The organism is Pseudomonas sp. KK18, from assembly GCF_037094675.1.
Classification (GTDB): domain Bacteria; phylum Pseudomonadota; class Gammaproteobacteria; order Pseudomonadales; family Pseudomonadaceae; genus Aquipseudomonas.
In genome coordinates, this window is record NZ_CP146605.1 from 2,861,411 (window position 1) to 2,887,505 (window position 26,095).

23 protein-coding genes and 1 tRNA gene are annotated in these 26,095 nt (G+C 60.8%); 15 read left to right on the top strand and 9 right to left on the bottom strand.

Annotated elements, in window-relative coordinates; translation table 11 throughout:
- Positions 1-197 precede the first annotated feature (197 nt).
- Positions 198-332 (bottom strand): hypothetical protein, encoded by a 135-nt coding sequence (locus V6607_RS13025; RefSeq protein ID WP_003208942.1) that lies wholly within the window; start codon positions 330-332, stop codon positions 198-200.
- 145 nt (positions 333-477) lie between these two features.
- Here V6607_RS13025 and V6607_RS13030 point away from each other — a divergent pair, with 145 nt between their 5' ends.
- Positions 478-1,230, top strand: a complete 753-nt coding sequence (locus V6607_RS13030) for a carbon-nitrogen hydrolase family protein (protein ID WP_134327650.1) — start codon at positions 478-480, stop codon at positions 1,228-1,230.
- A 13-nt stretch (positions 1,231-1,243) separates the two neighbouring features.
- Positions 1,244-1,678 (top strand): GNAT family N-acetyltransferase, encoded by a 435-nt coding sequence (locus V6607_RS13035; protein WP_134326247.1) that lies wholly within the window; start codon positions 1,244-1,246, stop codon positions 1,676-1,678.
- Positions 1,679-1,742: 64 nt separating this feature from the next.
- Here the strand turns inward: V6607_RS13035 and V6607_RS13040 are convergent, their stop codons facing one another.
- Positions 1,743-1,982: a DNA-binding protein gene (locus tag V6607_RS13040; protein ID WP_008436063.1), complete on the bottom strand. Its 240-nt coding sequence runs from the start codon at positions 1,980-1,982 to the stop codon at positions 1,743-1,745.
- Between the two features lie 81 nt (positions 1,983-2,063).
- Here V6607_RS13040 and V6607_RS13045 point away from each other — a divergent pair, with 81 nt between their 5' ends.
- The 6 genes from V6607_RS13045 to katG all read left to right on the top strand — a co-directional run bounded on the left by V6607_RS13045 (position 2,064) and on the right by katG (position 8,479).
- Positions 2,064-2,429 carry a helix-turn-helix transcriptional regulator gene (locus V6607_RS13045; protein WP_023658724.1) on the top strand — a complete coding sequence of 122 codons (366 nt, stop codon included), beginning with the start codon at positions 2,064-2,066 and terminating at the stop codon, positions 2,427-2,429.
- 151 nt (positions 2,430-2,580) lie between these two features.
- Entirely contained in the window at positions 2,581-3,222 is a 642-nt protein-coding gene (gene uvrY, locus V6607_RS13050; protein ID WP_008436066.1) for a UvrY/SirA/GacA family response regulator transcription factor, read from the top strand.
- A 16-nt stretch (positions 3,223-3,238) separates the two neighbouring features.
- The gene (gene uvrC, locus V6607_RS13055; protein ID WP_134327651.1) at positions 3,239-5,062 is read left to right on the top strand and encodes an excinuclease ABC subunit UvrC; all 1,824 of its coding nucleotides are present in this window, start codon (positions 3,239-3,241) and stop codon (positions 5,060-5,062) included.
- A 32-nt stretch (positions 5,063-5,094) separates the two neighbouring features.
- Positions 5,095-5,655, top strand: a complete 561-nt coding sequence (gene pgsA, locus V6607_RS13060) for a CDP-diacylglycerol--glycerol-3-phosphate 3-phosphatidyltransferase (protein WP_003208929.1) — start codon at positions 5,095-5,097, stop codon at positions 5,653-5,655.
- Between the two features lie 63 nt (positions 5,656-5,718).
- Positions 5,719-5,794, top strand: a tRNA-Gly gene (locus V6607_RS13065).
- Between the two features lie 414 nt (positions 5,795-6,208).
- The gene (katG, locus tag V6607_RS13070) at positions 6,209-8,479 is read left to right on the top strand and encodes a catalase/peroxidase HPI (protein ID WP_134326248.1); all 2,271 of its coding nucleotides are present in this window, start codon (positions 6,209-6,211) and stop codon (positions 8,477-8,479) included.
- A gap of 44 nt (positions 8,480-8,523) precedes the next feature.
- Here katG and V6607_RS13075 read toward each other — a convergent pair whose 3' ends face one another.
- Together V6607_RS13075 and V6607_RS13080 are read right to left on the bottom strand one after the other, a co-directional pair.
- Positions 8,524-10,284 carry an EAL domain-containing protein gene (locus V6607_RS13075; RefSeq protein ID WP_134326249.1) on the bottom strand — a complete coding sequence of 587 codons (1,761 nt, stop codon included), beginning with the start codon at positions 10,282-10,284 and terminating at the stop codon, positions 8,524-8,526.
- A 216-nt stretch (positions 10,285-10,500) separates the two neighbouring features.
- Positions 10,501-11,340 carry an EcsC family protein gene (locus V6607_RS13080; RefSeq protein ID WP_003208925.1) on the bottom strand — a complete coding sequence of 280 codons (840 nt, stop codon included), beginning with the start codon at positions 11,338-11,340 and terminating at the stop codon, positions 10,501-10,503.
- Between the two features lie 163 nt (positions 11,341-11,503).
- Between V6607_RS13080 and V6607_RS13085 the strand changes: the two genes are divergently transcribed.
- The 7 genes from V6607_RS13085 to V6607_RS13115 all read left to right on the top strand — a co-directional run bounded on the left by V6607_RS13085 (position 11,504) and on the right by V6607_RS13115 (position 19,989).
- The gene (locus V6607_RS13085) at positions 11,504-12,625 is read left to right on the top strand and encodes an alpha/beta hydrolase (protein ID WP_338743949.1); all 1,122 of its coding nucleotides are present in this window, start codon (positions 11,504-11,506) and stop codon (positions 12,623-12,625) included.
- 142 nt (positions 12,626-12,767) lie between these two features.
- Complete coding sequence (locus tag V6607_RS13090) at positions 12,768-13,637, top strand: oxaloacetate decarboxylase (RefSeq protein ID WP_134326250.1); 870 nt, start codon at positions 12,768-12,770, stop codon at positions 13,635-13,637.
- Positions 13,638-13,910: 273 nt separating this feature from the next.
- Entirely contained in the window at positions 13,911-15,992 is a 2,082-nt protein-coding gene (locus V6607_RS13095) for an ATP-binding cassette domain-containing protein (RefSeq protein WP_134327652.1), read from the top strand.
- Positions 15,989-17,050 carry a glycine betaine ABC transporter substrate-binding protein gene (locus V6607_RS13100; RefSeq protein ID WP_134326251.1) on the top strand — a complete coding sequence of 354 codons (1,062 nt, stop codon included), beginning with the start codon at positions 15,989-15,991 and terminating at the stop codon, positions 17,048-17,050. The genes V6607_RS13095 and V6607_RS13100 overlap by 4 nt, the downstream gene beginning before the upstream one ends.
- Positions 17,047-17,967, top strand: coding sequence for a homocysteine S-methyltransferase family protein (locus V6607_RS13105; protein WP_134326252.1), 921 nt, complete (start codon positions 17,047-17,049; stop codon positions 17,965-17,967). The genes V6607_RS13100 and V6607_RS13105 overlap by 4 nt, the downstream gene beginning before the upstream one ends.
- Positions 17,964-18,419, top strand: a complete 456-nt coding sequence (gene msrA, locus V6607_RS13110) for a peptide-methionine (S)-S-oxide reductase MsrA (protein ID WP_017475382.1) — start codon at positions 17,964-17,966, stop codon at positions 18,417-18,419. The genes V6607_RS13105 and msrA overlap by 4 nt, the downstream gene beginning before the upstream one ends.
- Positions 18,420-18,459: 40 nt before the next feature.
- Positions 18,460-19,989 carry a GNAT family N-acetyltransferase gene (locus V6607_RS13115; protein ID WP_166742152.1) on the top strand — a complete coding sequence of 510 codons (1,530 nt, stop codon included), beginning with the start codon at positions 18,460-18,462 and terminating at the stop codon, positions 19,987-19,989.
- A 2-nt stretch (positions 19,990-19,991) separates the two neighbouring features.
- Here V6607_RS13115 and V6607_RS13120 read toward each other — a convergent pair whose 3' ends face one another.
- From V6607_RS13120 to paaE, 5 genes are all read right to left on the bottom strand, one after another.
- Positions 19,992-20,543 (bottom strand): GNAT family protein, encoded by a 552-nt coding sequence (locus tag V6607_RS13120; RefSeq protein WP_134326254.1) that lies wholly within the window; start codon positions 20,541-20,543, stop codon positions 19,992-19,994.
- Between the two features lie 268 nt (positions 20,544-20,811).
- Positions 20,812-22,866: a phenylacetic acid degradation bifunctional protein PaaZ gene (paaZ, locus tag V6607_RS13125; RefSeq protein WP_134326255.1), complete on the bottom strand. Its 2,055-nt coding sequence runs from the start codon at positions 22,864-22,866 to the stop codon at positions 20,812-20,814.
- Positions 22,867-22,895: 29 nt separating this feature from the next.
- On the bottom strand, positions 22,896-24,542 hold the full coding sequence (locus V6607_RS13130; RefSeq protein ID WP_177437397.1) for a cation acetate symporter: 1,647 nt from the start codon (positions 24,540-24,542) through the stop codon (positions 22,896-22,898).
- Positions 24,539-24,847: a DUF485 domain-containing protein gene (locus tag V6607_RS13135; RefSeq protein ID WP_003208907.1), complete on the bottom strand. Its 309-nt coding sequence runs from the start codon at positions 24,845-24,847 to the stop codon at positions 24,539-24,541. Before V6607_RS13135 ends, V6607_RS13130 begins: the two co-directional genes overlap by 4 nt.
- A gap of 161 nt (positions 24,848-25,008) precedes the next feature.
- Complete coding sequence (gene paaE, locus V6607_RS13140; RefSeq protein ID WP_134326256.1) at positions 25,009-26,085, bottom strand: 1,2-phenylacetyl-CoA epoxidase subunit PaaE; 1,077 nt, start codon at positions 26,083-26,085, stop codon at positions 25,009-25,011.
- Positions 26,086-26,095 lie beyond the last annotated feature (10 nt).

Consider the following 26,095-nt stretch of genomic DNA (forward strand, 5'->3'; position numbering starts at 1 on the left):
AGCTTGCTAAATCGCCAGGCGGTGGAGGTGTCGTAGCGGTAATAGGTGGCGTAGTTCATGGCGTGAGTCCTTTAAGTGTTCGGTGTGTGGCAAAAATAATAAGGGCTGAAAAAACAAAACCCCCGGTCGGGGAGCCGACCGGGGGTTAGATTTCTCTGGTAGGCGACCTCTTGAGTAGTGGGCGCCGATTTCAGGTATCAGGCGCGCCAGTGGCTAAACCAATACCCAAAATAAAAGCTGACCAGTGCGCTCAAACCGCTCACGCGGGCAGCCACGACCGAGCGCTGGGCGCTGGCAGCAGGGCAAACCTGGGTGTGGGTGAGTTGCAACATGGTGTGTCTCCAAATGATGGGGGGAGCTTAACTGAGGCGAGCGGGTGGATTCAATCAGTAATTTCTATTGAGGTTGGGTACTTACGGCTATGACCCAAGTGTCGATATGCTGCACGGACTTCACGATGATTGCCTGGATGCGACCATGATTGCCTTCACGATTGCTGCTGCCCAATCCATCTCCATTGCCGGCGACGTGCCCGGAAATATCGCGCGTCACTTGGCATTCATGCGCACGGCGGCAGAGCATGGTGTGCAATTGCTGGTGTTTCCGGAACTGTCGCTGACGGGGTACGAACCAGCGTTGGCCGCCGAATTGGCGATTGCGCCTGACGATGAAGTAGTGGCGCCGCTGCGGGAGATGGCCCGTGAGTTGCGCATCACCGCCGTGGTGGGCATGCCGATTCGCCTGGGGGCCGGCAGTGAGGTGTTGATCGGCGCGCTGGTGCTGGGGCCGGATGGTTCGGTGGCGGTCTATACCAAGCAGCATCTGCATCCCGGTGAAGACGTGGCGTTTGCTGCGGGGCAGGGCGGGGCGGCCCTTGAATGGGGGGACGACCGGATCGCCCTGGCGGTATGCGCGGATTTTTCCCACGCCAGCCACCCTCGACAGGCTGCCGAGGACGGGGCGAACATCTACGCTGCGGGTGTGCTGATCAGCGAAGGCGGCTACGCGCCGGACACCGCCTTGCTACAGGGCTATGCCGCCGAGCACCGGATGCTGGTGCTGATGGCCAACCACGGCGGTCCATCCGGTGGCTGGGCCTGCGCCGGGCGCAGCGCAATCTGGGGCGCCGACGGTGGTTTGATCGCGGCTAGCCCGGGTGTAGGCGATACGCTGGTGATTGCACGACGCGACACCGGCGGCGAGTGGCAGGGAGAACAGGTGGCAATCTAGGGAGTTCAGGCACATGGCGTTTCAACTGCAGGCCGCGACCAACCAACACCTGGCCTTCGCCCGGACCCTGACCCACCAGGCCATGGGTAATTATTATCGCCAATACGACTTGTCGTGGTCCGATGCCGGTTTCGATACCGCCTGGGCCGGACGAGAAAACTGGCTGATCTGTCGCGATAACGAGGTGCTGGGTTTCATCAGCATCAGTCGTGACCCCAAGGCACTGTATATCCGCGAGCTGCACATCCTTGAGGCGTTTCGTCATCAAGGAGCTGGCGGCTGGGTTATCGAGCAGATGGTGTACAAGGCGCGCGCGCAAGGGCTGGGTCTTTTACGGTTGACCGTTTTCAAGACCAACCCGGCGCGAAGGCTCTATCAGCGCAAGGGCCTGGAAATCGTTGGAGCGGAGGATTGCTTCTGGCGCATGGAGCGCAATTGCCGGCCGTGATCGGGTGCGAGTACTGCCAGTTCGAGGAAAACAGGCACTTGGTTTTAATAAGCGCATACTCACTTCAAGAAATGACTTCCTGCTCTTGTCTCACGGTTTCGCCCTCAACCGGGATGATTCCGTCCTTCATGCCCAACAGGACCGCCACCTTGTGGGCTTCTCCACGCCGTCCCTTTTTGCGCCCAGCGAGCACTTGATAAGTGGTTGCCGGGTCCACGCCATGTTCCCGGGCGAACGCTTGAACAGACTTACCTTGATGTTCCAGCCAAGCCTTGGCTTGTGCAGCAGTGCGAATACCGGGCATAGTTCAAAACCGTTCAAGTTTGTGTAAAACGAGATGAGTGTGTCACCTCTTGGGGTGTGCCAAATAGGATCATACATCCAAATGAGTGGAATCGGTTTCCGGTTAAGGCAAGAAAGAGAGCGACTTGGCCTGTCGCAGAAAACTTTTGGTGAAATAGGAGGTGTAGAAGCTAACGCACAGGGGAAATACGAAAATGGCGGCCGTGCGCCCAAGGCCGATTACTTGTCCCGCGTGGCAGAAAAAGGTGTCGATATCCTGTACGTGTTGACCGGCACGCCGACGCCGACCCAACTGGAAAATCTGAGCCAAATCGAAGAAAAAGTGCTGGGCAACTACCGTGCGATGTTCAAGGAAGACCAGGATGCAATCCATCGCCTGACCTCTACCCTGGCCGAGCATTCACTCTCCACCAATGGAAAAAACCGGTCATCGGCCCCGGATTCCTGACCTTTTACCCAGGAAATTGAGCCGCCCGCCACTCGGCGGCGGCCCGTTGTGCATTGAAACTCTATATATATGACGCTTGCAGCTAGGTCTGCGCCGTGGTTTTTTGCTAAGGTGTTCAGCAACCTATAAGACCATATCGCGAGGTGTCTGCTTGATTAGGGTGCTAGTAGTCGATGACCATGATCTCGTTCGTACAGGCATTACACGAATGCTGGCTGACATCGATGGCCTGCAAGTAGTCGGCCAGGCCGAGTCAGGGGAGGAATCCCTGATCAAGGCCCGGGAGTTGAAGCCCGATGTGGTTTTGATGGACGTCAAGATGCCTGGGATCGGCGGTCTTGGCGCCACTACAAAGTTGTTGCGCAGCCATCCGGATATCAAAGTCGTGGTAGTGACCGTGTGTGAGGAAGATCCTTTTCCTACACGGCTGCTACAAGCGGGCGCGGCTGGCTATCTGACAAAAGGCGCGGGATTGGCGGAAATGGTCCAGGCCATTCGCCTGGTATTTGCCGGCCAACGCTACATCAGCCCGCAGATTGCCCAGCAGCTGGCGATCAAGTCGTTCCAGCCCACCAGCGACTCGCCGTTCGATGCGCTGTCGGAGCGCGAAATCCAGATCGCCCTGATGATTGTCGGCTGTCAGAAAGTCCAGTCGATCTCCGACAAGCTGTGCCTGTCGCCGAAAACCGTGAACACCTACCGTTATCGGATTTTCGAAAAGCTTTCCATCAGCAGTGATGTTGAATTGACCCTGCTGGCGGTACGCCACGGCATGGTAGACGCCAGCGCCTGAAATGACAGCCTCTGAAATTAAAGTGCTGTTCGATCCGAGTGCGTTCCTTGCAACCTGCAGTGGCCGTCCTGGCGTGTATCGCATGTTCGACAGCGAAGCGCGCCTGCTCTACGTCGGTAAAGCCAAGAACCTGAAAAGCCGCCTGGCGAGTTACTTCCGCAAGACGGGCCTGGCGCCGAAGACCGCGGCGCTGGTGGCGCGTATCGCCCAGGTGGAAACCACCATCACCGCCAATGAAACCGAGGCGCTGCTGCTTGAGCAGACGCTGATCAAGGAATGGCGGCCGCCCTACAACATCCTGCTGCGTGACGATAAGTCCTACCCGTACGTGTTTCTCTCGGACGGCGACTTTCCGCGCCTGAGCATCCATCGCGGCGCCAAGAAGCAGAAGGGCAAGTACTTCGGGCCTTACCCCAGCGCCGGCGCCATCCGCGAAAGCCTGAGCCTGCTGCAAAAGGCGTTTTTCGTGCGCCAGTGCGAAGACAGTTTCTACAAGAACCGCAACCGCCCGTGCCTGCAGTACCAGATCAAGCGCTGCAAGGCGCCGTGCGTGGGCCTGGTTGAGCCTGCGGAATATGCCGAGGACGTGCGTCACTCGGTGATGTTCCTCGAAGGCCGCAGCAATGCCCTGGCCGATGAGCTGTCCGGCGCCATGGAGCAAGCGGCCAGCACCCTGGATTTCGAGCGCGCCGCAGAGCTACGCGACCAGATCTCCCTGCTGCGTCGCGTGCAGGACCAGCAGAGCATGGAGGGCGGCACCGGTGACGTCGACGTCATCGCCGCCTTCGTCAACCCGGGCGGCGCCTGTGTGCACCTGATCAGCGTGCGCGGCGGCCGGGTGCTGGGCAGCAAGAACTTCTTCCCCCAGACCGGTATAGAAGAGGAGGTCGCCGAAGTCATGGCGGCGTTCCTCGGCCAGTACTACGTCAGCAGCCCCGAGCGCGACCTGCCGAGCGAACTGATCGTCAACGTGGTGCACGAGGACTTCCCGGCGCTGATCGAAGCGATTCACGAACTGCGTGGCCGCGAGCTGGACATCAGCCACCGCGTGCGCGGCACCCGTGCGCGCTGGCAGCAGTTGGCCGTGACCAACGCCGAACAGGCCCTGGGCGCACGCCTGGCCAACCGCCAGCACGTCGCCGCGCGGTTTGACGCCCTGGCCGAAGTCCTCAAGCTCGACGAGCCGCCCCAGCGCCTGGAGTGCTACGACATCAGCCACTCCAGCGGCGAGGCCACCGTGGCTTCCTGCGTGGTGTTCGGGCCGGAAGGGCCGATCAAGTCCGATTACCGGCGCTACAACATCGAAGGCGTCACCCCGGGCGATGACTATGCCGCCATGCACCAGGCCCTGACCCGTCGCTTCAGCAAACTGAAGGACGGCGAGGGCAAGCTGCCGGATATCCTGCTGGTGGATGGTGGCAAGGGCCAGCTGTCCATGGCCCGCGACGTACTCAACGAACTGGCGGTACCCGACCTGATCCTGCTCGGCGTGGCCAAGGGTGCCACCCGCAAGGCCGGTTTTGAAACCTTGTACTTGAATGATGCAGCCCATGAGTTCACCTTGAAGGGCGACTCCCCGGCGCTGCACCTTATCCAGCAGATCCGCGACGAAGCCCACCGTTTCGCCATCACCGGCCACCGTGCCCGACGTGGCAAAACCCGGCGTACCTCAACCCTGGAAGGGGTGGCAGGGGTCGGGCCGACACGGCGGCGGGACTTGTTAAAACATTTTGGTGGCTTGCAGGAGCTGTCCCGTGCCAGCATCGAAGAAATAGCCAAAGCTCCCGGTATCAGTAAAAAGCTCGCAGAGTTGATTTATGCAAATCTGCACAGCGAGTAGAATGCCTTCTCACCTCGTAGCCAGTTGTGCCGATGAATATCCCTAATCTGATCACCGTACTACGCGTCCTGCTCATACCGATTTTCATATTGCTGTTTTACCTGCCGTACGAATGGAGCTACATGGCATCCAGTTCGGTGTTTGCCTTCGCAGCCGCCACCGACTGGCTGGACGGTTACCTGGCCCGTCGCCTGGAACAGAGCACGCCGTTTGGCGCGTTCCTGGACCCGGTGGCCGACAAACTGATGGTAGCGGTCGCCCTGGTGCTGCTGGTGCAGGAACACGGCAACCTCTGGCTGACGTTGCCGGCGGCCGTGATCATCGGTCGCGAGATCGTGGTCTCCGCCCTGCGGGAGTGGATGGCCGAAATCGGCGCCCGAGCCCACGTGGCCGTGTCCAACATGGGCAAATGGAAAACCGCGGCGCAGATGCTTGCCCTGGTGATCCTGCTGGCCAACCCGTCGGATTTCTCCTTCTGGGTATTGCTGGGCTACGCCTTGCTGCTGATCGCCGCGGGCCTGACCTTGTGGTCCATGCTGCAATATTTGCGCGCCGCCTGGCCGCATCTGCGCACCGAGGTTGAAAAGAAATAAAACTTTTTTGAATCAAGGGGTTGACGGGTGATGAGGATTCTATAGAATGCGCATCACCAAGACGCGGGAATAGCTCAGTTGGTAGAGCACGACCTTGCCAAGGTCGGGGTCGCGAGTTCGAGTCTCGTTTCCCGCTCCAAACACAAAAAAAAGCCACTCTAACGAGTGGCTTTTTTTTGCCTGTGATTTATGCAATAGACGCTTCGGCGTCTTTTTTCGTTTCTGCGAGACGCTTGGCGCCTGCAGGCTCCAGTGCGCTACCTACTCCTTATCGAAGAACTCGGATTTGTCGGGTTGCCATTTCTCACACGCATCGGTGGTCGCCCTCCTGTGGACGTTCAACCCGACCTCTCTCTGAAGTGAATGGCCATTCAGCACGCCCGACCCGCAGGTAAAGATGGCTTCAACGCAAAGACGCTGCCTATCAAGCGATAACGTTCTGACTATTAGAGTTTTCCGCGATCGAAGCTAATCTCAGCACTCAGCCATCAATGTCTGAGGTGCGCCAGTGGCGCGATGGTACGGATGAACATGACTAAAAGGTGTGCCAAGCATGTCAACTGAATCGAAATGCCCTTTCAACCACGCTGCGGGTGGCGGCACCACGAACCGAGACTGGTGGCCCCAGCAACTGAACCTGAAGATCCTGCATCAGCATTCCTCCCTCAGCGATCCCATGGGTGAGGGCTTCGATTACGCCAAGGCGTTCCAGAGCCTTGACTTTGAAGCGGTCAAGCAGGATTTGCGCGATGTCATGACGCAATCCCAGGACTGGTGGCCTGCGGACTTTGGCCATTACGGCCCGCTGTTCATTCGCATGGCCTGGCACAGCGCCGGGACCTACCGTACCGCCGACGGTCGCGGCGGTGCCGGTTCCGGTCAGCAGCGCTTTGCACCGCTCAACAGCTGGCCTGACAACGTCAGCCTGGATAAGGCCCGTCGCCTGATCTGGCCGGTCAAGCAAAAGTACGGCCGGCGGATTTCCTGGGCCGATTTGATCGTACTCACCGGTAACGTTGCGCTGGAGTCCATGGGGTTCAAGACCTTCGGGTTCTCCGGCGGTCGCCCGGATGTCTGGGAGCCGGACGAGGACGTTTACTGGGGCGCCGAGACCACGTGGCTGGGGGGAGAAGAGCGTTACGGCGTGCAAAAGAAAATGCAGCAGCCGGGTGATGGTCCGTTGGTGGCTGAACCGCAGAACCATGGCAACGAAGAAAGCCGCACCGGGGGCGGTGAGCGCAACCTGGAAAATCCCCTCGCCGCTGTGCAGATGGGCTTGATCTACGTGAACCCGGAAGGGCCTGAAGGTGTTCCGGATCCGGTTGCCTCGGCGAAGGATATCCGTGAAACCTTCGGTCGCATGGCGATGAATGACGAAGAGACCGTAGCCCTGATCGCCGGCGGTCACGCCTTCGGCAAGACCCACGGCGCAGGTCCGGCGGATAACGTCGGCCCGGAACCGGAAGCGGCTGGCCTGGAAGAGCAGGGGCTGGGCTGGAAAAACAGCTTCGGCAGCGGCAAGGGCGGTGACACCATCACCAGCGGGCTGGAGGTGACCTGGACTTCGACGCCGACAAGATGGAGCAATGAGTACCTCGAAAACCTCTTCGGCTTTGAATGGGAACTGACCAGGAGCCCGGCGGGCGCCCATCAGTGGACACCGAAGAACGGTGCCGGCGCCGGCAAGGTTCCGGATGCCCATGACGCCGGCAGGCGGCATGCGCCGAGCATGCTGACCTCGGACCTGGCGCTGCGTTTCGATCCGGCGTACGAACAGATCTCCCGACGTTTCCTGGCCAACCCGGACCAACTGGCAGACGCCTTTGCCCGTGCCTGGTTCAAGCTTACCCACCGCGACATGGGTCCGCTTGCGCGTTATCTCGGCCCGGAAACCCCCGCGGAAGAGTTGCTGTGGCAGGACCCGATTCCTGCGGTCGATCATCCACTGGTGGATGAGCAGGATGTGGCGGCGCTCAAGCAGAAGATTCTCGCCGCGGGGCTGACGGTCTCGCAGCTGGTTTCGACGGCATGGGCAGCGGCGTCCACCTTCCGCGGCTCCGATAAACGCGGAGGAGCCAATGGCGGGCGCCTGCGCCTGGCTCCGCAGAAGGACTGGGCGGTCAACCAGCCTGAGCAACTGTCGGGCGTACTGAAGCGTCTCGAAGCTATTCAGGGCGACTTCAATACCGCACAGACGGGAGGTAAAAAGATTTCCCTGGCCGATCTGATCGTGCTGGCGGGCATTGTGGGGGTTGAGCTGGCGGCCAAAAATGCCGGCCGCCAGACCACGGTGCCTTTCACGGCAGGGCGCACGGATGCTTCCCAGGAGCAGACGGATGTCGAGTCGTTCGGTTTCCTTGAACCGGTCGCCGACGGCTTTCGCAACTACCAGAAGGGGCACTACAAGGTGTCGGCCGAAGCGTTGCTGATCGACAAGGCGCAACTGCTGACATTGACCGCACCCGAAATGACGGTGCTGTTGGGCGGACTGCGGGTCTTGGGTCTAAATGTCGGGGAAAGCAAGCACGGGGTGTTCACCGAGCGCCCGGGAACCCTGACCAATGACTTCTTCAGGAACCTGCTGGACATGGGCGTTGAATGGAAGCCAGTCACCGGCACCCACGATACCTTTGAGGCGCATGACCGCAAGACCGGTGCCGTCAAGTGGACGGGCACCCGGGTCGACCTGGTGTTCGGTTCGCATGCCCAGTTGAGGGCGCTGTCCGAGGTCTATGGCAGTGCCGACGCCGAGGAGAAGTTCGTCGAGGACTTCGTGGCGGCCTGGACCAAGGTGATGAATCTGGATCGCTTTGAACTGGCCTGACACTGGCGCCTGACGTTTACAGGCCCACGCTGTGGGCCTATTCGCTAGCGGCCTGGGCTTATCCAGGTTTCCAGGTCCGTTGCGGTCATGGGCTTTGCTATCAGGTAGCCCTGCGCTTCGGAACATCCCCACTGTATCAAGAGGTCGAGGATTTCCTGGTTTTCTACGCCTTCGGCAACGACTCGGTAGCCGAGCCCTTTCGCCAGGCCTATCAGGGTTTTAACCAACTGCTTGTCATTTTGATTGCTGCCCAGCCCGCTGATCAATGATTGATCCAGCTTGACGGTAGTGGCCGGCAGTTCCTTCAGGTACGCCCAGTTGCTGTAGCCCGTGCCGAAATCATCAACCGCGACCTCTATGCCAATCTGCCGAACGCGCTGCAGTTGCCGGATGACTTCCTCAGGGTTGGTCATCAACATGCTTTCGGTAAACTCAAGTTCAAAGTCGGCAGGGTCAAGGTCATGCCGGTGAAGCTCATGAATCATCGCGTCCACGAACTCGGAGCTTTCCAGATCGCTGACGGTAATGTTCATCGCTATTCGCAGGCGCACGCCTTGTGCTTTCCAGGCTGCGGCTTGCCGGATGATTGCGTTGAGCACCCATAATCCAACGGACGGTATCAACGCGGTTTTTTCGGCCAGGGGGATGAACTCGGCAGGGCTGATGGGGCCAAGCAACGGATGGTTCCAGCGTAGCAATGCCTCTACTGAATCACAGCTTCCCGAGGGCAGTTTGATTTTGGGCTGATACACCAGGCTGAACTGTTTGTCGCAGCTGACCGCTTCCGGCAACGAACTCAACAGCATGAACGCGCGTTGTTGAGCCGCATCAAACTGGGGTTCATAAAGAGACCAGCCCAGCTTGCGGTCACGCGCCTCATCTGCCGCACTCACCAGCAGGCGTAGCCAGTCTTGCGGGCCGGAATGGTGAATGGGCAGCACGCCAATCCCGACTTGCATGAGGATGGGGATGCCGTGGCATTCAACAGGCTTTTTGAAGTCCTTGAGAATACTTTCGCAGATGTGCTCGGTGGTTTGATTCTCCTCAAGGATGAAGCCAAACCGCGTCGGGCTGATTTTGTAAAGCAGGCACTGCGCGGGTAACAGGTTTTGCAGGCGAGATTTGATCGCCAGAACCAGGTCTCCGGCAAAGCTGTAGCCCAGGGCCTTTACAATATCGTTGAGAAACTTTGGCGAGATAATGTCAACTGCGTACACATGGCACGCGTTTTCAAGCTTAAGCGCTTGACGTATATCTTCCTCAAGCCTGAGTCGATTGAATAGCCCCGTGGGTTGGTCTACGAAGTTGCGGGACCGCATGCCCTGTATGCGCATCATGACCAGCTCGGCAAAGTCGTTGAGCATTGCACTGTCACGCTCGCTCATGGGAGGGCGGGGGACAGTATCAATGATGCAGAGACTTCCCAGGGTAAAGCCATCCTCCGTGATCAATGGCGCGCCCGCGTAATAACGAATATGCGGCGGCCCCGTGACCAGGGGATTGTCTTTGAAGCGGGCATCCAGCGTTGCGTCCGACACCTCCAGCAGGGCGTTGTCCAGGGTAGAGTAGGCGCAAAAAGACACTTCTCGCGGTGTCTGCGTTTCTGTAATTCCCACGCGTGCCCTGAACCATTGCCGGTGTTTATCGACAATTGAAATCAGTGCGATGGGGGCGTTGTAATAGGCAGACGCCATCTCGACGATCTTTTCAAATACATCATCACTATCGCTGTCGGTTGGACAAAATTTCGCGACCTCTTTTAGCCGTTCAATTTCATTCGGCGGAATAGGAGCGCCTTCGCCCATGACAATCCTCAAAGTGGTTATGTTCGTACAACAAGGTATCAGACAGTGCCATCATTATGATGTTGTTTTTCTATTCATCAGATAGCTCAAGGGTATGGCGTCCGGGTGATCTCTTCCTGCGTATCTCCCTAATTCTTGCGCCCTGCGGATGAATGTACGCGCGGGGCAGCGAAGTGGATGCAGGGCATTAAAAATTTTTCCGGCATTTCCGCGCTTCTAGTTCACCCGGGGCGCCGCCTTGATGGCCATGTACGCATCCTTGATGGGCTCAAAACCATATTTCTCTTCCAGCCGTTTCACGATGAAGTGCCCCCGCGCCATGTCCTGGTAGAAGTGGGTGAACAGCGTATTGATCGTCGCCCCGGTAAAGGCGCCCATCACCGGAACGGCCTGGGCTGCGAACTTGCTGGAAATGGTAAAGCCAAAACGTGTCGCGACTTTATCGATGAGGATCGCCAGCCATTTCCCGGCTTGGCCCGGGGACAAGCTGCTGATGGCCTTGGAGCCCTGCTTGGCGGCGATCCCCGCCAGCTCCTTGGACAGTTGTTGCATGGCCTGGGTGGTGAAGCTGCGGGTCATGTAGTAACCGGTCTCCGTTGCATCGTCGGCCTGGCTGGTGCCACCCATGGCAAACACCTCGATGCAGGCTTGTTTGGTCGAAAAGTCCCCCAGGTCGAAACCCTCGCTGCGCGCCACGTCGGCGACCGCGCGCATCATGATGGTGGTAGAGATCGGCAGCTCGATAAACAGCGCCGCGAAACCGAAGGCCCCGCCGATGGCGCCCGAGGTGGCCGCAAAAGCCTTGTGCAGCCGGGTCGAGGCCGGTTTTCTCGGACTGTTGTCCAGGCTTTTCAGCGCCGCGCCGGCGGATGAATGCAGCGCTGCCGCCACCGCGCCATTGATCCGTTTGGAAACCACCCCCGGCAATGCCTTTACCGCGCTTTCAATCGGGGAGCCGATCATGCCGGATAGCCTGGCCGTCAGGGAGGGTGACTCCAGCAAACCGACGGCCCGCTTGAGATCCTGATAGTCCTCGGGATTGTCTCTGATGCTCACAGGCGTCTCCTTGAAATTTTTCCGGCTTTGATAAAACAAAGACCCGCGAAGAGGGCCATCGTGCCGTCACGCTTTACCCATTCTTTACCTGCGCGGGTGCTGCGTTCGCCGGCGGGTCGGTTAGGCTGCCAGTTACCTTGAACTGAACGGCGGTGTGAATCGAATGAACCTTCAACCTCGGTACTGGCTGGCGGTGAGCGCCCTGGTGGGCAGCCTGGGATTGATTGCGGGGTGTGCGGGCGATCCGCCAAACCCGCGGGCCGAATTCAGCGAGCGGGTCAACAAGGAACTGAGCACCGCGTATCAACCGTCCCATTATGAAACGTCCGGCTGGGGCGCGACCTGGCAGCTCGACAAGCAATCGGTGAACGTTGCGTGGCTGGCACCGGTGACCCATGAGCGCCTGCCGCTGATTATCTACTTGCCGGGTTTGGGTGAGCCGGCCTCGGGCGGGGTGGCGTGGCGCAAGGCTTGGGCGCAGGCCGGTTATGCGGTGCTGTCGGTTCAGGAGCCCGCCCATGATCAGTCGATCTTTGCCTCGCAGCAGGCGGTATATGGTGACTTTCGTGGGATGGCGAGCAGTCATTACTCCGCCGCCGCCCTGCGTGACAGGCTGTTGACCTTGCAGAAAGTCCTGAGCGAAGTTCGGGCACGGGCCGCCAAAGGCGACGCGCAACTGGCGGCCATCGACTGGAACCAGGTGGTGGTGGCCGGCTTTGATTTTGGCGCGCAGACCGCAGAAGCACTCGCCGGGGCGCTGGAGCCCGGGGCCACCCCGGGCGTCGGGATTCAACCCAAGGCGGTGTTGCTGCTCAGCCCTTATGTGGACGCCGATGCCCGGCCGGACGTGTTTGCCCGGATAACGGCGCCCGTGCTGTCGATGACCGGCCAGCAGGATGAAGACCCGTTCAACTGGGTCAGCTCTTACCGTCAGCGAGAGGTGTTGGGCGAGTCGGTGACAGCGGCGGGCAGTGTTCAGCTGGAGTTGAACAGTGCGACGCACAAGACCGGGAGCGAGCTGTTCAGCCGGCCGGCGAAAAGGGCCGACAAGGGCAGTGCTTCGTCTGGCGACGCGCCCAAGGGGCGGGGGCACAAGCACGGCGCCAAACCTGGCGGCGGCGGCCCGATGGCGGGCGAACCGGCGCCGGACCCCAAGCAGGTGGCCGCGATTCAGGCCATGGGTGTGGCGTTCCTGGATAGCCGGGTCAAACACAATCCCGCCGCCACCGAATGGTTGCAACAGGGCGCGTCAACCTGGCTGGGTGAGGCGGGACGGTTGAAGTAATGGCGGCGGGCTTCCCCCCGCCAAGCGTGATGTATAAGTTTCTCAAACGTCATCAACCATCTTTTTCCGGCGTGATACGCTAGCCTTACTTTTGAATTGGCACTGGTCGTTCCCGCGTATACGGCGACAGTGAGGAGTGAACATGTCGAAAATTTCCCACCAGGATCTACGGCGCTCGTTTCGCGAGCTGCTGGCCTCCCAACACTGCTTTCACACCGCCTCGGTGTTCGACCCGATGTCCGCCAGGATCGCTGCAGACCTGGGCTTCGAAGTCGGCATCCTGGGAGGCTCGGTGGCGTCATTACAGGTCCTGGCTGCACCGGACTTCGCGCTGATTACCCTGAGTGAGTTCGTCGAGCAGGCCACCCGCATCGGCCGGGTGGCGCAACTTCCGGTGATCGCCGACGCTGACCACGGCTACGGCAATGCTCTGAACGTGATGCGCACGGTTCAGGAACTGGAGCGTGCGGGCGTTTCAGCGCTGACCATTGAAGATACCTTGCTGCCCGCGCAGTTCGGGCGTAAATCCACCGATCTCATCAGCACGGAAGAGGGCGTGGGCAAGGTCAAGGCAGCCCTGGAGGCGCGGGTCGATCCGCAGCTTTCGATCATCGCGCGCACCAACGCCGCCGTGCTGCCGGTGGAGGACGTCATCCATCGCACCAAGGCGTATCAAGAAGCCGGTGCAGACGGCATCTGCATGGTGGGTGTCCGTGACTTCGACCACCTTGAACAGATCGCCGAAGGCCTGACGGTCCCGCTGATGCTGGTGACCTACGCCAACCCGAACCTCAATGACAACGAGCGCCTGGCCAAACTGGGCGTGCGGATTGTGGTGGCCGGCCACGGCGCGTACTTTGCCTCGATCAAGGCCACCTACGACAGCCTCCGCGAGCAGCGCAACCTCACTCGCAGCACCTCAAACCTGACGGCCAGCGAACTGACCCATACCTACACCTTCCCCGACACCTACGTGAGTTGGGCCAAGGAGTTCATGGATGTTCAAGAGTAGAGCCTGCCAGGCGTCAGGCGTTACGCGACAGAAACTGAAAAAGGACCTCTGAAAAGAGGTCCTTTTTTTTCGTCTGCACAAACGTATTTCTTCGTGGGTTGCCACCGTCGACAGCGTCCGAACCGCAGCGCTTAAGCTAATGCAAAAAAGGTATTTATTCCTACTTTTTAAGATCGTTTAGCTTTATGCCCACGGAAGGTGTTGCGCTTCAAGCGCAGCGCTTTTTTTTGCGTTTGGCTACCTGGAGCTACTGTGACAATCATTCAATCCCCGTTGGCGACTGCCTGGGTCGCGCCTTCCCGACACCCTGAGGGGGGCGGAGACGATCATGCGAATGACGGTGACGTGGTGCTTGAACTGCGAAACATCACCAAGGCTTATGCGCGAAAAGACGCGTCGGCGCTGCCAGCCGTCAGCAATATCAACTTGAAGGTACGCCGCGGAGAAGTCCTCTGCCTGATGGGCACCTCCGGCAGTGGCAAGTCGACGTTGCTGCGGCACATCAACCGCTTGATCGAGCCCACCAGTGGCGAGGTGTTGATTGAAGGCGAGGCCATCAGCGAGCTGAGCAGCAAGGCCTTGCGTGCATTGCGCTCGCGCCGTATCGGCATGGTGTTTCAGCATTTTGGCCTGTTACCCCACCGTACGGTTCTGGACAACGTCGCGTTGCCGTTGGAATTGCGCGGGGAACCCGAGTCGGTTCGGCACGCGGCTGCCATCACTCAGCTGAAGGCCGTAGGGTTGGACGGTTGGGGAGAGCATTATCCCCACGAGCTTTCCGGAGGCATGCAGCAACGCGTCGGGTTGGCCCGGGCGCTGGTGACGCAGCCCGATATCCTGCTGATGGACGAGCCTTTCAGCGCACTCGACCCCACCATCCGCCGCGATTTGCAGCGTCATTTCCTGACCCTGGCACGTGAGCGCGGGATCAGCACCTTGTTGGTCACCCACGACCCGGCAGAAGCCATCCTGCTGGCCGATCGTATTGCCGTGCTACGCAAAGGCCGATTGGTGCAAGTGGGCACTCCGGCGCAGTTGCTTGAGCGTCCTGCCGATGCAGAAGTCGCGGATTTTTTCCGCGACTGCACGCCCACGCCATCCCCGGTGCAACAGGTTGCCAGCGTCCGCCTCCAGGCTCCCGATGCCGAGCCTCGTGAGCAACATGCCAGCCCCGGTCTGCGCGGCTGGCAAGCGCTTCTGCTGGGGCCGGCAGCGCTGGCTGCCCGTGGCAGGGGCGGCTGGTTCTGGCTGACCTTCGCCGCCGAGCTTGCCGCTTTGACCTTCCTGGTCAAAGGCATTATCAGCGGTGCGTGGCTCGCAGTGCTGGCCGCCATGGCGGTGCTTGGTGCCAGCCGTTTCCTGGCCGTTTCCCCCAGCCGTCAGCCGGTGCGCCGCACCGTATCGGGTTGGGGGCTGCCGTTGTTGGTACTGCTTGCCAGTGAGGCGTTGGTGGTCTGGCGAGTCATCACACCGGACACCCGTAGCGCGTTGCTTCAGTTTCCGGCAAACCGCCAAGCGTTGCTGTTTGCAGCAGACAGTATCGACCAGTTCATTGGTTGGTCTCAGGTGACCTTCGAGGGCGCATTTGTCGGGGTGATTGTCGCCGTCCGCACCGTCATCGAGGGCATCGAAAACCTGCTGGGATGGTTGCCATGGTCAGTCTCGGCATTGGCGCTGGTGTTGTTGGCCTGGCGTTCGGCCGGCCTGGCGCTGGCACTGACGAGCAGCGCTGCGTTGCTGTACATCGGGCTGTTCGGTTTCTGGGAGCGCACCATCGCCACGCTGGCACTGGTGGGCTCGTCGGTACTGATCGCGCTGGTCATCGGCGTGCCCACCGGCATCCTCCTGGCGAAACGACCGCTGTTTCGCCGCGTGGTAACGCCGTTGCTGGATGTGATGCAGACGCTGCCCACCTTTGTGTACCTGATTCCCGCCGTGGCGTTCTTCTCGGTGGGCAAGACGCCGGCGGTCATCGCGACGGTGATTTTTGCCTTGGCACCGATGATTCGCCTGACATCGCTGGGGATCCAGGAAGTCCCCAAGGATGCCGTCGAGGCTGCTGTCGCCCATGGCGCCAGCCCCTGGCAAACCCTGATCAAGGTCCAGTTGCCACTGGCTCGCCGTTCCTTGTTGCTGGGCATCAACCAAACCATCGTCATGAGCCTGTCGATGGTCGTGGTCGCTGCGCTGATCGGCGCCGGAGGCCTGGGTTATGACGTGATGACGGCGCTGCGCAACATCAAGGGCGGCGAGGGCATGCTGGCCGGTGTCGCGATTGTGCTGTGTGCGCTTATCCCGGACCGAATCATTCAATCGAGCTTGCGCAAGCAAGATCACCTGCACAACCCATCGTGAGATTTATCGTGAACACACCCTTATCGCGCCGCCTGGGCGCCGCCGCACTGCTGGCCTCCCTGATTCTCTCCCCGACGGTTTCCGCCAAGGACAAAATTGTCATTGGCGAGCAGAACTGGACGGGCGCAATCGCCATTCAGCACATTCTTGGGGAAGTCATCGAAAGCCGCCTGAACGGTGATGTGTCGTACCTGGCCGGGGACGTGCCGGTGCTGTTCAGTGCTGCCGCAAAAGGCGATGGCGCGGTGGATGTGCTGACCGACATCTGGTTGCCCAACCAGTCGGCAGCATGGGCCCGATACGTGACGGGCGGCACCCGTTCACTGGTGCCGAACGACCACCCTTATGCCGGCGAGCAAGGGTTTTACATCCCGGGCTATATCCAGGACAAATACGGTGTGAAATCGGTCTACGACCTGAAAAAACCGGAAGTGGCCAAGCTGTTCGAGCCGCTGGGCGGTGGCGAGGCACAGCTACTGGTGGGCCCGGCGGGCTGGGAGTCGACCTATATTGGCCAGATCAAGGCCAAGGATTATGGGTTCGCCGATCAATTCGAGGCGGTGTCCACCGAGGCCTCTGTGACCTACGCCAAGCTGGCGGCGGCGTACAAGGCCCAACGCGGCGTGGTGTTTTACGCCTACACCCCGGACTGGATCTTCTCGGCCTTTGACCTGCGCCGTCTGGAAGAACCGGCGTTCGACGGTTATGCCCAGGACAACAAAAAGGATGACCCGCTGTACAAGGCCGATGGCTGCTGGAAATTTATCAGCCCGACGGTCGACCCGGACTGGTTGAACAAGAGCCAGATCACCTGCGCCTTCCCGGACGCCAAGGTCTACGTACTGGCGTCAACGGCTTTGCAGAAGCGCGCGCCAAAAATTGCCGAATTCCTGCGTAATTTCTCGATTGAACCGGCGCAACTCAATGGTCTGATCCTGAAGATCGAAAAAGAAAAACTCCCGGCAGATGCCGCGGCCAAGGCCTGGGTCCAGGCGAACACGGCCACGGTTGATCAATGGTTGGCTCCGTCGGCGCAAAAAGTGAGTACAAACCCATGAGCCAGATTGCTGTGCGCCTGCTCGATGGCGGCATGGGCCGGGAGTTGAAACGCATCGGAGCGCCGTTCCGCCAGCCTGAATGGTCGGCACTGGCGTTGATCGAGGCGCCGGAGTTTGTGCTCCAGGCTCACGGAGCATTCATTGCTGCCGGTGCCCGGATCATCACCACCAACAGTTATGCCGTGGTGCCGTTTCATATCGGGGATGCACGCTTTGCCGAGCAGGGGCGTCTGCTGGCGGAGCGGGCAGGGCGCCTGGCGCGTCAGGCGGCATCCGCGAGTGGCGAGCCAGTGGCGGTCGCGGGCTCGTTGCCACCGGCCCTGGGCTCCTATCGGCCTGACCTGTTTGATCATCAACGCTCGGTCGCGATCCATCGCGAGCTGATCGACGGGCTGCAAGCCCATGTGGATGTCTGGCTGGCGGAGACCCAGAGTTCGACTGCTGAAGTTCGAGCGGTCGTTGAGGCGTTGGGCGCGCAATCCAAGCCGCTTTGGGTATCGTTTACGCTGCTGGATGAAACGGATGGGCCCGCGCGGCTGCGTTCCACCGAATCGGTGGGCGACGCCGTACGTGTGGCGGCACAATTGGGCGCGCAGGCGGTACTCTTCAATTGCAGCCAGCCGGAAGTCATGGCGGCGGCGCTCACCGAGGCCCGGCTTGTGATTCAAAGCCTTGGTCAAAGCCTTGAGCTGGGGGTTTACGCCAACGCGTTTCCTCCCGTCAACACAGAGGCCAAGGCGAATAGCACGTTGCTGGAAATTCGTAGTGACCTGGGCCCCGAGTCTTACCTGGAGTGGTCCAGAACCTGGGTCGAGGCGGGTGCGACCCTCGTTGGCGGCTGCTGCGGCATCGGGCCCGAGCACATCGCGCAGTTGCACCTGCACCTGATACCGCAAACAGAGGTGGCTGGAAAATGAGTGAGCATGATGTGGTTGAGCAGGCGACCTTTGGCGCCGGCTGTTTCTGGGGCGCGCAGGCGTCCTTCAACGGCTTGCCCGGCGTGCTCGACAGTCGGGTCGGTTTTGCCCGGTCATCCCAAGGTGACTCACCGCTGATCGAAGTGGTGCAAGTTGACTTCGATGCGAGGGTGATACCCTTCACCCAACTGGTATCGCACTTCTGGACGTTGCACGATCCCACGTCAGTAGATCGCCAAGGTGCAGATATTGGGGTGAAATACCGTTCAGCGGTATTTTTTACCACAGCTCAACAGGCCCAACTGGCGCTGGTTGCCAAACAAAAGCTGGATGCTTCGGGACAGTTGGGCAAACCAGTGGCGACCGTGATTGTGCCACTGGCTGAATTTCAGCTGGCCGATGAAGAGCATCAGAACTATCTGGAAAAGCACGGCGGCACTTGCTCAATCTGACTGTATTCGAACACACCACTTGAGGCTTGAATCGACTTCCATGACGGATAACGCCCAACACCCCAAGCTGGCATTCAGGCCGGTGAACCTGGATGCGCATCTCGACGTTTGTGTACGTTTCGCCATAGACGCTCAAATTTGCGCCTTCGGGTCGGCAGAACGCTTTCACACAAGCGATGGCAAAGGGACCGAACGTTACGCCGACTGGCTAAGGACCAAGTCGACGGACTTGCCAGGCAGCGTTGTACACGTGTGGCTGGGCGAAGACATCATTGGCCAGATTGAGATGGGCCGGGCGCCGGAGGATTTGACGGTAGGCTACGTGAGCCTTTTTTATCTGGTTCACGATATGCGCGGGCGAGGGCTGGGTAAGTTGCTGGAGGCCTACGCCTGGTCATTTTTGAGCGGGTTGGGTTGTGAGTCACTGCGGCTGTCCGCGACGCCGACCAATACACAGGCACGGCTCTTTTACGAACGGGGTGGCTGGCAAAATTCGGGGCCTCGCAAGGAGGCTCCCCATGTTTGCTTATTCCATAAAAAAGCCAGTGCCGAAGGTGCAGGCCTGCCCGTTGTGATCAACCCGGACGACTATCTGGAAACCGAGTTCGGCAGGGAGTTCACACCTGAGCGCAATCGCCAGGCATGGCAGCTCGCGTATACGCGGTTGAGGCACGAGCTGTCACAGGCGGCAAAGGGCACTCATGTCTACGTGGTCATGGGCGTGCAGGGGGCGGGCAAGTCTCGCTGGGTGTCGGAAAACCTCGGTCGGCTGGGACGTCGGGCAATTGTCTTTGATGCCGCCCTGCCTGCGCGGCGTCATCGGCAGGAGCTACTGTCCATCGCGAGGGACTATGCAGTCCCGGTGATCGGCATCCTGGTGAGCGCACCGCTGGAGCTGGCGCTGGCGCGAAATGCCCAACGCAATGCTGACAAAAAGGTGCCGGAGGACGCGCTGAAAAGCGTGTTCAGCATGCTCGAGCCACCCAGTGAAGACGAAGGATTCGTGTGGGTGCAAACCATTGAACAGCTGGCGCCGCTGCCCACAACCCTGCAAACTGACCGGATGACCCTGGTTGCGCCTGATGTGGCGCTCGCTGAAAAACTCGCCGATGCCTTGAACGCCAGCTACGCACTGCACCGCCGGTTTCTCGTATGGAGCAAGCCGCACTGGACGCGGGAGGACACGCAGGAAAGCCTGCAGCGCGCGGCCAAAGACTTCGATGCGCCTGTCGGGGAGAAACGGTATTTCCTGTTATCTCGCGACGAGCCCCAGGCATTGGTGGGCTGTATCGGCCTGCTGCCGCTGGCCGATGAGATTCACAGCTACGAAGTTGGCTATTGGGGCAATCAGGCACACGCCGGTCATGGGCTGATGAGGGAGGCATTGACCGCTCTGGTTTCGCAGTTGAGCGGGCACACACTGCGCCTGACCACTTCTTCGGCGAACATATCCAGTCAACGACTGGCTGAGGCAACGGGGTTTGAATGGGTGGAAACCCTTCAAGGCGCGCGGCGCTGCGAGTACTTCGGCGTACGCGATACGCTGGTTTACCGCCGGACCGCGCGCTGACACTAAAGGTACTCACACTCCCCACGCAGCAGCGAAAGCTGAACCAGGTCTTGATGAGCTGCATTCCAGTAACCCGCCTGCCTCAACGTTCCTTCACGCACGAACCCGGCTTTCTCAAGCAGGCTCAGTGACCGAGCGTTGTCAGGATGAACCAGCGCCTCGATCCTGTTGAGTTCCATGTGCTGGAACGCCCATCGAAGGGCGGCGTAAACCGCCTCCTTCATGAGCCCCTGTCCCTGTGCCGATTGCGCCATCTCAAACCCTATGGCACAACTGCGCCACGCACGATTCCATTTGAAGAAACCACAGGTGCCGATCAGCGCTGCCGTGGCTGTCTCCTCAATCCCCCAGCGAATCCCCGGATTGGGTGAGGTGCGCCAACTGGCAAACAGCTCGATCAGTTGCTCCGCTTGATGAGGCTCGGTAATTGGGTCGGCACCGAACCACTTCATTGCTTCAGCGTCGCTATGAATCGCAAACAACCCCACCGCATCCTCCTGTGTAAGTTCTCTGAGGGTCAGGCGTTCGGTTTTGAGAGTCGGAAAATCGGACACTGCGGGCGTCACCTTTTAGAAAAACGATTCGCTAAGGTGTGTCGTGCGGAATAAAAAATCAATCTGTTCAGTGGTGACGCAGGGCGTCACGGGATACGAATACACGCTCCTGATCAACTGAGATCAACTGAGATCAACTGAGACCAACTGTGGGAGCTGTCGAGCCCCAGCGAGGCTGCGATGCAGGCGCCGCGGTCTGGCAGGTACGGCGCGGTGATCCCATCGCAGCCTCGCCGGGGCTCGACAGCTCCCACATTGGTTTCAGCACTCACTCCTCGCGTTTGACCACCAACGTCAAGATGTCATAACTGGCCACCAGCTCACCCAACTGGTTGGTCACCTCCACATCCCACGCCACCACGCCTTGCGGAATGCCCTGGGGGCTCTTCTTGCCCTGGTCGATCTTGCGCTTGCAGGTCAGCCGCGCCTGGATGGTGTCGCCAATGCCCACCGGGTTGATAAACCGCAGGGTGTCCAGTCCGTAGTTCGCCAGCACCGGCCCCGGTGCCGGGGACACAAACAGCCCGGCCGCCGCCGACAGCACAAAGTAACCATGGGCAATGCGTTTGCCGAATTGCGATTCCTTGGCTGCGATGTCATCGAAGTGCATGTAGAAGTGATCGCCCGACAGGCAGCCGAAGTTCACCAGGTCGGCCTCGGTGACGGTGCGGCGGTGGGTCAGCAGCGATTCGCCAATCTGCAGGTCCTGGAAGAAGCGGCGGAACGGGTGCACTTCGGTCTCGATGACCTTGGCGCCGCGTACGTACTCGCCGGTGACCGCCGCCAGCATGGTCGGTGAGCCCTGTACCGCTGCGCGTTGCAGGTAGTGTTTCACGGCGCGCAAGCCGCCGAGTTCTTCGCCGCCACCGGCGCGGCCCGGGCCGCCGTGCTTGAGTTGCGGCAGGGGCGAGCCGTGGCCGGTGGATTCGGCGGCGGATTCGCGGTCGAGCACCAGCAGGCGGCCGTGCCACGCGGCAGCCACCGGGATGGCTTTGGCAGCGATCTGCGGGTCTTTGGTGATCAGGCTCGCGACGAGGCTGCCTTTGCCGCGTGCGGCCAGGGCCAGGGCTTCGTCGAGGTCGTCGTAGGCCATCAGCGTGCTGACCGGGCCGAAGGCCTCGATGTCGTGGGCGCCGCCTTCCGCATGCGGGTCGCGGGCTTGCAGCAGGGTCGGGGCGAAGAACGCGCCCTGGCTGACGTTTTCACCGCGGGGTTCAAAGCCGTCGCGGGCGCCGAACAGCATATCGCTGCTCTGCAGCAGGCTTTCCAGGCGTTCGGCCACGTCTTTCTGCTGGTCGTGGGAGGCCAGTGCGCCCATGCGCACGCCTTCCACCGACGGGTCGCCCATCACGACTTTTTTCAGGCGGTCCCGCAGGCGGGTGGCGACGGCGTCGATATGTTTGGCCGGCACGATGGCGCGGCGAATGGCGGTGCATTTCTGCCCGGCCTTGGTGGTCATTTCCCGGGCGACTTCCTTGATGAACAGCTCGAACTCTTCGTCGTCCGGGCTTACGTCCGGGGCGAGGATCGCGCAGTTCAGCGAGTCGGCCTCGGCGTTGAACGGCACCGAGTTGCGGATCAGGTTCGGGTTGACCCGCAGCTTGGCGGCGGTGTCGGCGGAGCCGGTGAAGGTCACCACGTCCTGGCCTTGCAGGCGGTCGAGCAGGTCGCCGGTGCTGCCGATCACCAGTTGCAGGCTGCCGGGTGGCAGCAGGCCGGATTCGTCCATCAGGCGCACCACGGCTTCGGTCAGGTAGCTGGTGGCGCTGGCCGGCTTGACGATGCATGGCATGCCCGCCAGGAAACTCGGGGCGAATTTTTCCAGCATGCCCCAGATCGGGAAGTTGAACGCGTTGATGTGCACCACCAGGCCGCCACGAGGCACCAGGATATGGGTGCCGGCAAAGCTGCCGAGCTTGCTCAGCTGCATCGCCGGGCCTTCGTGGACGATATTGCCCGACGGCAATTCCCGCGAGCCCAGGCTGGCGTAGGTGAACAGCGTGCTGTTGCCGCCTTCGATATCGATCCAGCTGTCGGCACGGGTCGCGCCGCTGTGGTGGGAGAGGGCGTAGAGCTGTTCCTTGCGCTCGCTCAGGTACAGCGCGATGGCCTTGAGGCGCTGGGCCCGCTGCTGGAAATCCAGGGCCATCAGCCCGCTGACACCCTGGCGGCGCCCGTGTTCGATGGCTTCGGCGAAGTCCGGGCGCTCCTCGTGAGTGCGTGCCAGCTCGTGGCCGTCAATGGCGCTGCGCAGCACCTGGGCGCCGTGTTGGCCGATCCAGCGGCCAGCGATGAAACTTTGCAGGGTAGGGGCGTGAGACATCACGATTCCTCCGGGTTGGAAAATGAGAGTTAGTGTTTGCTGGCGCCTGCGGCACCAATGCCGGTCATGGAGCGAATGAACTGCGCCAGGTAACGCCCGCGTTCAACGGCAGCGCGGGGCGAGCGGTCGGTGACGGAAAAGACCCAGGCGCTGAAAAACGCCAGGCTCATGGAAAACAGGGCAGGGTTGGAATAGGGGAACAGCGCCTTGTCGTAATGCAGTACGTTGACCCACACCGCCGGGCTCAGCACCAGCAGCACGATGGCCGAGACCAGTCCCGCCAGGCTGCCGGTCACCGCGCCACGGGTGGTCAGGCCCTTCCAGTACATCGAGAGGAACAGCACCGGGAAATTCACCGAGGCGGCGATTGCCAGTACCAGGCCGGACAGGAACGCGATGTTCTGCGACTCAAACAGCAGGCCGAGGATGATCGCCAGCACGCCGATGCACAGCGTGGCGATGCGCGACACGCGGATTTCCTCCTGCTCGCTGGCCTGGCCCTTGCGGATCACGCAGGCATACAGGTCGTGGGACACCGCCGACGCGCCGGACAACGCCAGCCCGGCGACCACGGCCAGGATGGTCGCGAAGGCCACCGCCGAAATGAACCCGAGGAACAGGTTGCCGCCCACGGCCTGTGCCAGGTGCACGGCGATCATGTTGCCGCCGCCGATGATCGCGCCGTTGGCATCCCGGAAGCTTGGGTCAGTACCCACCATGACGATGGCGCCGAAGCCGACGATGATCAGCAGCAGGTAGAAGTAGCCAATGAAACCGGTGGCGTAGAACACGCTCTTGCGCGCTTCCTTGGCGTCGCTGACGGTAAAGAAGCGCATCAGGATATGCGGCAACCCGGCGGTGCCGAACATCATGCCCAGCCCCAGGGAAATCGCATCGATCGGGTTCGACAGCAAGCCGCCCGGCGCCATGATCGCGCTGCCCTTGGCGTGCACGGCGGTGGCCCCGGCGAACATCGCCTCGGTGCTGAAACCAAAGTGCTTGAGCACCATGAATGCCATGAAGGTGGTGCCGAACAGCAACATCACCGCCTTGATGATCTGCACCCAGGTGGTGGCGAGCATGCCGCCGAAGGTCACGTAGAACACCATCAGCACGCCCACCAGCATCACCGCGTACAGGTAGTCGATGCCGAACAGCAGCTCGATCAGCTTGCCGGCGCCCACCATCTGCGCCACCAGGTACATCAGCGCCACGGTCAGGGTGCCGAAGGCCGAGGTCAGGCGCACCGGGGTCTGCTCCAGGCGGTAGGACACCACATCGGCAAACGTGTACTTGCCCAGGTTGCGCAGGCGCTCGGCGATCAGGAACAGGATGATCGGCCAGCCGGCCAACACGCCCAGGGCGTAGAGCAGGCCGTCATAACCGTTGAGGAACATCATCGCCGAGATGCCGAGGAATGACGCCGCCGAGATCATGTCGCCGGCAATCGCCAGGCCATTCTGGAAGCCGCTCATGCCGCCGCCGGCGGTGTAGAAGTCGCTGGCGGAACGGGTGCGCAGGGCGGCCCAGCGAGTCACGCCGAGGGTGAACAGCACGAACACCAGGAACATGCCGATGGCGTTCCAGTTCAGTGGCCGGGATGCGCCGTCGGCGGCGACTGCAAGGTCCGTGGCCAATGCCAGCGGCAGGAGAAACCACGCTACCAGCCGGCTCATGCTGTGCACTCCTGCTTGAGCTTGTCGTTCAGCGGGTCGATCACATGGTTGGCGCGGTACACATAAAAGCCGGTCAGCGCGAACGCCAGCAGCACAATCACCACACCCACCAGCATGCCCACGGTGGTCACGCCGCCGCTCAACGACTGCCCGAGGGTAGCCGGGGAGAACGCCACCAACAGCACAAACCCGAAATAGATCACCAGCATGATCAGCGACAGCGACCAGTACAGGTTCTGTTTGCGGCGTACCAACTGGATGAAATCGGGATGTCGACGGATGCGCTCGATATCGTCGGGGGTCATGGTGGTGTGCTCCTTTTTATTGTTGTTGTGGTTAAACCTGCGTCCTGTAGGAGCGAGCTTGCTCGCGAAAAACCTGAGGGCGCCGCGTTGATTCAGGCTACCCGCGTCATCGTTAACGATCTTCGCGAGCAAGCTCGCTCCTACAGGGGAGCGGTGTGTCCTTAAAGCTGATCGAAATCCAGTACCACCTTGTCGCTGACCGGGAATGCCTGGCACGACAGCACATAGCCGGCGGCCACTTCGTAGTCTTCGAGGGCGTGGTTGCTGTCCATCTCCACTTCGCCTTCGATGACTTTGCATTTGCAGGTGGAGCACACGCCGGCCTTGCACGAATACGGCAGCTCGGCGCCCTGGGCATTGCCCGCGTCGAGGATGCTCTGAGTGTTGCGGGGCAGGTCGAAGGCGAGGGCGCGGCCATCGCTGATCACCGTGATCTGGCTGACCGCCGCATCCACTTGCCGCGCCGCTTCGCGGGCCTCGCGCTTGTGCTGGCTGCCGGCGGCGGCGAACAGTTCGAAATGGATGCGCTCCGGCGCCATGCCCTTGGCCTTGAGGCTGTCGCGCACGATCTCGGTCATCTCCTGCGGGCCGCAGATAAAGGCCGCGTCGAGGGCTTTTACGTCGAGCCAGCGGGAGAACAGTTGCTCGCACTTCTCGGCGTTAATGCGGCCGTTGTAGAGGTCGACATCCTGCTGCTCGCGGCTGAACACGAAGATCAGGTTCAGGCGCTGCAGGTAGCGGTTCTTCAGGTCTTCGAGCTGTTCGCGAAACAGTGCACCGGAGCTGGAACGGTTGCCGTACAGCAGCGTCACGCGGCTGTGGGGCTCGGTTTGCAGGGTGGTCTTTATGATCGACAGGATCGGCGTGATACCGCTGCCGGCCGCCACTGCCAGGTAATGGCCGTGGCGAGCCGGATCAAGGTCCACATGAAAATGCCCGGCGGGCGGCATCACTTCCAGGCTGTGCCCGGCCTTGAGCTGCTCATTGGCAAAGGCGGAGAACCGTCCACCGGCCACGCGCTTGATGGCGATGCGCAGTTCACCGTCATTGACCCCGGTGCAGATCGAATAGGAACGGCGCACTTCCTCGCCATCCAGCTGGGTGCGCATCACCAGGTGCTGGCCCTGGGTGAAGTGGAAGCTGTCTTGCAGGTGCTGCGGAATCTCGAAGGCGATGGACACCGCGTCACGGGTCTCGTTGCGCACATCCTTGATGGTCAGGCTGTGAAATTTGCTCATTGTTGTTCTC